Origin of the sequence: Streptomyces hygroscopicus (assembly GCF_026168105.1) — a bacterium.
Taxonomy (GTDB): Bacteria; Actinomycetota; Actinomycetes; order Streptomycetales; family Streptomycetaceae; genus Streptomyces; species Streptomyces hygroscopicus_D.
In genome coordinates, this window is record NZ_LBMW01000104.1 from 1 (window position 1) to 7,667 (window position 7,667).

The window sequence follows — 7,667 nt, forward strand, 5'->3', positions numbered from 1 at the left end:
TGTTGCTCATGCACCAGCAAGCGTCCCACCCATGGACCGTCGCCGCGCTCGGCGCTCAAGTGGGCATGTCCCGGGCGAGCTTCGCCGCCCGCTTCAAGGAACTCGTCGGGCTGCCGCCACTCGTCTACCTCCAGCGCTGGCGGATACTGGCCGCCGGACGAGAGCTGCGCCGCGGCGAACGAACCGTGGCCTCGGTGGCCGCCGAATGGGGCTATTCGTCGGAGACCGCGTTCAGCACCGCGTTCAAACGGATCACCGGCATCTCACCGACGCAGTACCGCAGCGCCCCGCTCGCACCGGTGACCGCGAGGCCGGACGACTGGCCCGCCCTCCCCTTCCCCGTCCCGGCCACCGTAGACGAACACGCAGGTTCCTCAGACGTTTGATCATCGCCTGTTCGGTTCGCGGCTCATAGTCTGTGAGGCCGAACGGCGAGGGGAAGATGAACGGTGCACCACCGGAAGATCGTCGACCCCGGCGGAGCATCCGGCCGACGGGCGCGCGGCGAACTGGAGAGCGGTGTACTGGCCGCGCTCTGGGCGGCCCACGGGCCGCTGACCGCACGTCAGGTCCGGGAACTGCTGCCGGGGAACCTGGCCTATACGACCGTCCTGACGATCCTGTCCAGGCTCTACGCCAAGGGCATGCTGGTCCGGCACCGTGAGGGCCGCGGATACGCCTACGAGCCGGCCCGGGACGAGGCGTCCCACACCGCCGAACGGATGCACACGCTGCTGGAGCGAGGCTCCGACCGCGAGGCGGTACTGACCCGCTTCGTCTCCGAACTGTCCGAGGAGGACGAGCAGTTGCTGCAGCGGTTGCTGTCCGGGCACGACGCCCGCGCCGGCGCCGAGCGCTTCGACGAGAGGCCCTGAGCCGGTGCTGATCAGCGTCTACGTTCCGTTCCTTGTCACCGCGGCCCTCACGCTGCTCGCGCCGAGGCCCGCCCGCCGGCTGGCCCCGCGCCCGGCCGCCTGGGCCCTGGCCTGCGCCGCGCTGGTGACGGCGGCCGGGTGGATGGGGTCGCCGGCCCTGCTGGCGTTCACCGGATTCGCCCAGATCCCCCAGGTCGCCGCGGAGGGCCGCTGGTCGGTGTCGGCGCTGCGCGCCGAGGACCCGGTGAACCTGATCGTCGCGGTGGTCAGCACACGCTCGGCGGCGAGTTTGGCCATGAGGGCCTCGATCTTCCCTTCGGCTGCGGTCGCCCGTTCGAGGCACCCCCAGCCGACATGCTCAGGCGTGGTGACAGGCATGTGGCTCCTTGTTGAGGCGTTCCAAGATTTATGGAAGGAGCGGCCCCACGCGCGGCGCACGATTTGCCGTCCGCCGGGCAGCTGCCAGCGATACAGCTGCTCGGCGAGCATGCTGTAGTCCAGGGAAATGTCCTCGCGGCGCAGCAGCACGACGATCTCCCGCAGGCGCTGCGCGAGGGCGGGAAGATGCGGGGCGGTGTCGGCTCGGTCAGCCGATGTGGCCCTCACCAAGCCCCTCCCGGCAGCCTGCGCATCGACGAAGCAGCGGCCCCCTTCCCTGGCCAGGGGTTGTGGACGCCGGGCGTTTCCCCCCGACGCCGCCAGTCTGCTACCGGGCCTCCTGGCAGCTACCCGGACCGGACTTCCACCGGCAGGCGACAACGAGCTTACGACCGAAGATCGACTACGTCTTCAAGACCTCCGAGTCTGCTGGGCGCGCAAAAGCGCGAGGCTATTTGGTTCGGGTCACGCCTGCTTGACGAACTGTTGTGCGGCTATGGCCGGTCACCGGCAGTCGGTGCCATGGCTACCGTCGCGTTTCTCTTGACTTACACAAAAGGAGTTCCACACATGCGGTTGGGACTGTTTTCCCGGCGTTCGCCGGGCGCTCCGGGCCGACGCCGGGCGAGTAGGGTCGTCTCCTTCGGTGTATCGGCAGGACTTGCCGGAGTGTCGGGGGCGCTGTTCCTGACGGGTGGGATCGCGTCCGCGAGCACGGGATGCCTTCCGTCGGGAACGGATGCCGACATCCAGGCGGCTCTGGTCGGACAAAATGCCGTCGTGGACCTGTGCGCGGGTTCGGTCTTCACCTTGACCAACCCGATCACCTTCACCGCGCCCGGTCAGACCATCGAGACGCAAGGCCTGCCCACCGACAGCACCCGTGCCCTGCTCAAGACCACCGGCAGTAGTCAGGCCACCGCGATCAGCGGCGGAAACCAGTCCAACGTCACGGTGCAGAACATCCAGGTCGACGGCCAGCGCCCGCAGCTCGGCCTTGTCACCAACGGTGCAGCACTGCTGGAGATGGGCGGCGCCGACACCGGCCAGGTCGTTCGGAACAGCGTGCTGTCCAACCCCCGCGGCTGGTCGGCGCTGCACCTGATCGAGGGCGGGGTCACCAATGGCATCCCCGCATGCCAGAACGGCAAGATCCTCAACAACACGATCGGCCCGGTCGGGACCCCCGACGGCCACTGGGCCGATGGGATCTCTCTCGCCTGCGGGAACTCCGATGTCGAGGGCAACACGATCACCGACGCGACCGACGGTGCAATCGTGATCTTCGGCGCGGCCGGTTCGCAGATCAAGAACAACACGGTGATCGCGCAGAACCAGGTGCTGCTCGGCGGCATCAACATGGTTGACTACAACCCGACGAGCGGCGACTACAACGGAACCGTGGTCTCGGGCAACACCATCAACGCTGCGGGATCCCTCATCAAGGTCGCGGTAGCCATGGGCCCGCTAACCTGGGGATGCGGATCGACCAACGTGAACTACGGCGCCGCAGTGACGAACAACACCCTCGAGGGCGCGCACATGGGCTACGGATTCGTGGCCAACGGAGTGCAGAACTGGACCGTCACCGGAAACGTGGACAACTCCACCCACGTCGGCTACGTCTCGGCCACCAACTGCTCCGGGACGCCGGCGGCCCAGCCCAGTGGCTTCCAGTCGGGCAACGTCACCGGGAACAGCAGCCTGCAGTCGAACTTCGTGTCGAGCCCGAATCTGACCAGCTTGCTGGGACTGACCGAGCAGCCCACCACCATCAGCCTCCAGGCGAACACCGGCATGGTCGTCACTGCCGAGAACGCCGGGTCTGCCCCCCTGTGGGCGAACCGAACCGCGGTGGGACCGTGGGAGAAGTTCGACGTTACCTATCTCAGCGGCGACCAGGTGCAGCTCAAGGCCGAGGCCAACGGTCTATGGGTGACAGCCGACAACTGGGGCAATTCTCCGCTCATCGCGAACCGCACGACGCCCCAACTGTGGGAGACGTTCCATCTCATCCACAACTCCAACGGCACCGTCAGCCTGCTTGCCGAGGTGAACAACCAGTACGTGACCTCGAACAACGGCACGGCAGCGCTCATTGCCAACCGGCCGGCCAGCAACAGCTGGGAGCAGTTCACGCTGTACAGCGATTGACCATCGACCGTCCGTCGCCGCCCTGGGCACTCGGAAACGGCGTTATCAAGTTGAGGGGCGGGGTGTGATGATCTTGGTGGGGGTCGTCGTGGGAAGGGCATGGTGGTGGCACTGCCGCAGCGTCGTACCGGGGGTTCCGGTTTCCGCCGGAGTTGATCGCGCATGCGGTCTGGCTGTACCACCGGTTCCCACTGTCCTTCCGCGCTGTGGAGGAGCTGCTGTTTGAACGTGGTATCCAGGTGTCCTACGGGGCGGTCCGTCTGTGGTGCGGGCGGTTCGGGCCCGACTACGCCGTGCGGCTGCGCCGCCGCCGGGCGAAGCCCGGGGGCCGGTGGCATTTGGACGAGGTGTTCTTCAAGGTCAGCGGGCGGATGCGCTACCTATGGCGTGCCGTCGACCAGGACGGCCACGTCCTGGACATCCTGGTGACCGACAAGCGCGACACCAAGGCCGGCAAACGCTTTTCCCGCAAGCTCCTCAAGGGCGCCGGGACCGTGCCGCGAGTGATCGTGACGGACAAGCTCCGCTCCTGAAACGCCGCCCACCGCCAGGTCATGCCCTCGGTGGAGCACCGCAGCTCGAAGTATCTGAACAACCGGGCAGAGAACCATTTGTTGGCGAGCAGGTCGAGCAGGTCGAGCAGGTCGAGCAGGGTGCGGCAGGGGCACTGGGCGGCGTAGACGTCGTGGTGCGAGTGCTGGCTGCTGGGGCAGGTGGTGGACATGCTCGCTCTCCTCACCAGGTCACTTCCCGACGGGAAGTAGATGAAGTTGAAGGTAACTGCACCCCCAGGGATAGCGTCGTCGACGTCAAGGAGGAGACCGCCAACGGCCTTCCCGAGAAGGTCGTTTCAGGAGATGACGCATGTCTGCGGACACGATGCCCGCGGTGGTTCAGGACACCTTCGGCGGCCCGGAGGTGCTGCGGGTCCAGCAGGTGCCGCGGCCGGTGCCGCTGCCCACCGAGGTTCTGGTGCGGGTGTACGCCGCCGGGATCAACCCGGTGGACTGGAAGACCCGTGCCGGCACCGGCATGGCTGGCCTGCTGGGTGAGCCGCCGTTCACCCTCGGCTGGGACGTGTCCGGTGTGGTGGAGGAGGTCGGCTTCGGTGTGACCACGCTGAAGGTCGGCGACGAGGTGTACGGGATGCCGTGGTTCCCCCGCGTCGCGAACCCCTACGCCGAGTACGTCACCGCCCCGGCCCGTCAGTGGACCCGCAAGCCGGCCACCATCGACGACGTGCACGCCGCCGCCGTGCCGCTGGCGGCACTGACCGCCTGGCAGGCCATCGTCGACGCCGCCCACCTGCAGGCTGGTCAGCGCGTCCTGATCACCGCCGCAGCCGGCGGAGTCGGCCACTTCGCGTGCAGTTCGCCCGCCATCTGGGCGCCCACGTGATCGCCACCGCCAGCGCCGCCCGCCACCCCTGGCTCAAGGAAATCGGTGCGAACGAGTCCGTCGATTGCACCACCACCCGCTTCGAGGACAGCATCGAGGAGGGCGGTGGGTTTTCCGGGTGCGGCGGGTCCGGTGACGATCAGTGAGGGCCGTGCGGTGGCCTGTTGGTGGCGGCCGAGGATCATCAGGGTGTGGACCTGGGTGGCGAGCTGATTGATGGCGGGGGTGCGGATGGTGACGAAGCTGGAGTGGTAGGCCAGGCGCTCTTCCGTACTGCGGGGCGGGTCGTCGGGCTGGGGTGGGGCGGGCGGGTCGGTGGTGGTGAAGCGGTGCCGGCCCTGCCAGGTGGTCAGCGGCCAGGAGGGCTCGGTGTTATCGCCGTGTTTGTCGTCGGTGGCTGTGCTGCTTGCGCTCTGCGGGCGCGGGCTCACCATTTGTCGGCTTCCTCGTATGCGTCGTAGAGTCCGAATCCGGTGGCCACCGCGGCGGGCGTGTCGTCGTCGAGGTCGTCGAGGTCGTCGATGCTGTCGTCCTCGTCCTCGTCCTGGTCCTCGTTCTCGTCTTCGGCCTCGCGCTGTGCCGGCCTGTCGGCGCTTGGGCCCCTGTCGTCTTCCGGATGGCGGGCTGGGGGGAGCGGGACGGTGACGGTGCGGGCCAGGAGGGCCTGTTCGGCTTTGGTGGCGTGGCCGGTGTGGACGCGGCGCATGAGCTGGTCGAGGGCGTCGGCGAGGTCGGCTTCGTGCTGGTCTGTATCGCTGTGGTTGCTGTGCAGGGCGAGGGTTCTGATGTGTTGCCAGGTGTGGTCGTTGAGCGGCTGGTGGACGTGGTCGCGGTGGATCCAGCCGATCTCGGTCAGCTGGCCGTCGGGCAGCCGGATCCAGATCTGGCGGACGTCGTGGGGGTTGTAGTGGATCTCCCATTTGCCGCCTCGGTCAGCGTGGGGGGGGCTGGCCGCGGTAGGGGGCGAGGAGGTCCGCGTCGTAGGTGCGGTGGTGGATGCGGATGCCGGAGGCGGTGATGGCCTGCCAGCGCACGGGCAGTAGCTCGAGATAGTCGTGGCCGGTCAACGGGACAGGCGCATGGCCTGCGACGGCGACGAGCGCGGCCCACATCTGGTTCGGGGTGAGGGCTTTGCGGGGCATCATCGGGTGGCGCAGGCCTTCGTGGGGGCGGTGGTGGTAGTGGACCAGCCATTCGTCGAGGAGGTCCTGCAGGTGGGGGACACGCTGTGGCAGGCGTCTTTCTCGGTGTCGGGGCCGCGGCGGGTGACGTCGGATCCGGTGTAGCCGGGCAGGTGCTGGCAGAACAGGTGGTTGATGGTGCCGAAGGCGCGCTCGACGATGCCTTTGGCGGTGGGAGCGAAGGGCGGGGCGGGCTGGACGCTGATGCCGAGGGTTTCGCAGGCGGCGGTGAACGCCCGGGAGACGAAGACCTTGCCCCGGTCGACGACGATCGTCTCGGGCAGGACGACCGGCCGGGCCGCCGCATCGGCCAGGCGCTCATCCAGGGTGGTCAGCCGCTGGTGGGGGAGTGCGGGGGCGTGGTCCATGCGCAGGATGTTCGGCCAGGTGGGGCGGGCGGGGTGCGGGACGGCCATTTCCGCCAGCAGCAGGGCCGCGTCGACGGCCTTGGTTGCGCTGGGGCACAGGACAGCGGCGAGGATGGCGCGGGTGGCGACGTCGATGGCGATGGTCAGTTCGGGGCGGGCGAGGGTGCCGTCGTCGAAGAGGGCGAGGACGTCCAGGCGGGTGGTGTCGACCTGGACCTGCTCCCCGGGCCGCAGCGCCGTGGCGGGGGTGAAGGCCCGCCCGTCGAAGCTCGCGGGCACCTGCCGGACTGGGCCGGTGGGCAGTTCGCCGGGGCGGGCGAGGGCGGTGACGAGACGGTACAGCGTGGCCTGGGACGGCGCGGGCACCGTACCGGGCCCGTGCCGGTCCTCCAGAATCTGGTTGATCAGCGGGAACAGGCCGTTGATGGTGCCTTTGGAGCGGCCGCGTCGGCGGCGCAGCGCCTCGCGGACGGCGGCGACGACCCGTTCGTCGGCACGCCGGGTGGGACTGGGGGCGCGCGTGCTGCGGTGGTCGAGGAGCCCCCACAGACCTTGTTTGCGGTAGGCGAGCCGCATGCGCTGCACCGTGGTGCGCGAGACGCGGCCGAAGCCGAGCGCGGTCAGCTCCTTGGCCTTGGCCTGCTCCCGCTCGGCCAGCGTGTGCTGCTCGGGGTCGTACTGCGGCCGCACGGTTCCTTCGCTGCCGGGCCCGCCGGCAAGGCCGCATTCAACTTCTCTCACATGGCGCTGCCAGGCCAGTGCCTTCTCACGCGCCGCGGCGGGGGCGGTCTCGAACAGCCCCCACTGCGGGGCCGCCTGGGGCACGTCGGCCCCGATGACGGTGAAACCGGGGTCGGCGAACAGGTGCCCGGCGAGCACGGCCTGGCCGCCGCCGTCCGGGCCGAGGAGGTGGATGTCCTGCCCGGACAGGGCGACCACCTGCCACTTCACGCCGCGGAACCGGACGTGAGCCCCGACCTTCACTGCCGGCCGGGCATTGCGCCGCGTGGTCACCCGGCACCTCCCGTCTTTCCGGGGCCGCTCCAGTCCCGCGGGCCGACGAGGATGCGTTCGTGCAGTGGTGTTTCCAGGTCTGTCGTCAGTTGTCTGTGCCACAGGGCGTGGAAGACGGCGGGCAGGACCTCGATCGGGTCGCCGGCCGCTTCGGCGCCTTCCAGCAGCGGCCGCGGCCGCGCGAACGCCCCGAGGACGGCCTCCCTCAGCCCGGGGCGGCCGGCGTTGCGGGGGTGGCGGTAGCCGGCCAGCCACTTCAGGTTGGCGGCCAGAACGTCGTCGAGCGGTGGGAGGCGGCG

The 7,667-nt window shown here is 69.1% G+C and carries 7 protein-coding genes and 3 pseudogenes; 5 read left to right on the top strand and 5 right to left on the bottom strand.

Going from position 1 to position 7,667, the window contains the following annotated elements; all coding sequences use genetic code 11:
• The coding region (locus AAW14_RS38730) for a helix-turn-helix transcriptional regulator (RefSeq protein ID WP_265569167.1) at positions 1 to 386 on the top strand (386 nt) is incomplete at its 5' end.
• A gap of 63 nt (positions 387 to 449) precedes the next feature.
• A complete protein-coding gene (locus AAW14_RS38735; RefSeq protein ID WP_265569168.1) occupies positions 450 to 875 on the top strand; it encodes a BlaI/MecI/CopY family transcriptional regulator in 426 nt (141 codons plus the stop codon).
• An 18-nt stretch (positions 876 to 893) separates the two neighbouring features.
• Here the strand turns inward: AAW14_RS38735 and casB are convergent, their stop codons facing one another.
• Positions 894 to 1,634 carry a type I-E CRISPR-associated protein Cse2/CasB gene (gene casB, locus AAW14_RS39985; protein ID WP_416223442.1) on the bottom strand — a complete coding sequence of 247 codons (741 nt, stop codon included), beginning with the start codon at positions 1,632 to 1,634 and terminating at the stop codon, positions 894 to 896.
• Between the two features lie 399 nt (positions 1,635 to 2,033).
• On the opposite strand from casB, the gene AAW14_RS38745 reads away from it, so the two are divergent.
• From AAW14_RS38745 to AAW14_RS38755, 3 genes and pseudogenes are all read left to right on the top strand, one after another.
• Positions 2,034 to 3,407, top strand: coding sequence for a right-handed parallel beta-helix repeat-containing protein (locus AAW14_RS38745; RefSeq protein WP_265569169.1), 1,374 nt, complete (start codon positions 2,034 to 2,036; stop codon positions 3,405 to 3,407).
• Between the two features lie 116 nt (positions 3,408 to 3,523).
• Positions 3,524 to 4,015 (top strand): annotated as a pseudogene (locus AAW14_RS38750) (IS6 family transposase); the annotation flags it as partial.
• Positions 4,016 to 4,271: 256 nt separating this feature from the next.
• Positions 4,272 to 4,906 (top strand): annotated as a pseudogene (locus AAW14_RS38755) (NADP-dependent oxidoreductase); the annotation flags it as partial.
• A 326-nt stretch (positions 4,907 to 5,232) separates the two neighbouring features.
• On the opposite strand, the gene AAW14_RS39605 reads toward AAW14_RS38755, so the two are convergent.
• The 4 genes and pseudogenes from AAW14_RS39605 to AAW14_RS38765 form a co-directional block, all read right to left on the bottom strand.
• Positions 5,233 to 5,511, bottom strand: a complete 279-nt coding sequence (locus AAW14_RS39605) for a hypothetical protein (RefSeq protein WP_322741172.1) — start codon at positions 5,509 to 5,511, stop codon at positions 5,233 to 5,235.
• A gap of 226 nt (positions 5,512 to 5,737) precedes the next feature.
• Complete coding sequence (locus tag AAW14_RS39610) at positions 5,738 to 5,950, bottom strand: hypothetical protein (RefSeq protein WP_322741173.1); 213 nt, start codon at positions 5,948 to 5,950, stop codon at positions 5,738 to 5,740.
• The gene (locus AAW14_RS39615) at positions 5,947 to 7,305 is read right to left on the bottom strand and encodes a DDE-type integrase/transposase/recombinase (protein ID WP_322741174.1); all 1,359 of its coding nucleotides are present in this window, start codon (positions 7,303 to 7,305) and stop codon (positions 5,947 to 5,949) included. Before AAW14_RS39615 ends, AAW14_RS39610 begins: the two co-directional genes overlap by 4 nt.
• Positions 7,306 to 7,364: 59 nt before the next feature.
• A pseudogene (locus AAW14_RS38765) lies at positions 7,365 to 7,667 on the bottom strand (hypothetical protein); the annotation flags it as partial.

What these genes read in the sequence shown, in the direction of transcription:
- AAW14_RS39610 (WP_322741173.1), bottom strand. Translation starts at nt 5,950, where the DNA reads ATGATGCCCCGCAAAGCCCTCACCCCGAACCAGATGTGGGCCGCGCTC.
- AAW14_RS39605 (WP_322741172.1), bottom strand. Translation starts at nt 5,511, where the DNA reads ATGCGCCGCGTCCACACCGGCCACGCCACCAAAGCCGAACAGGCCCTC.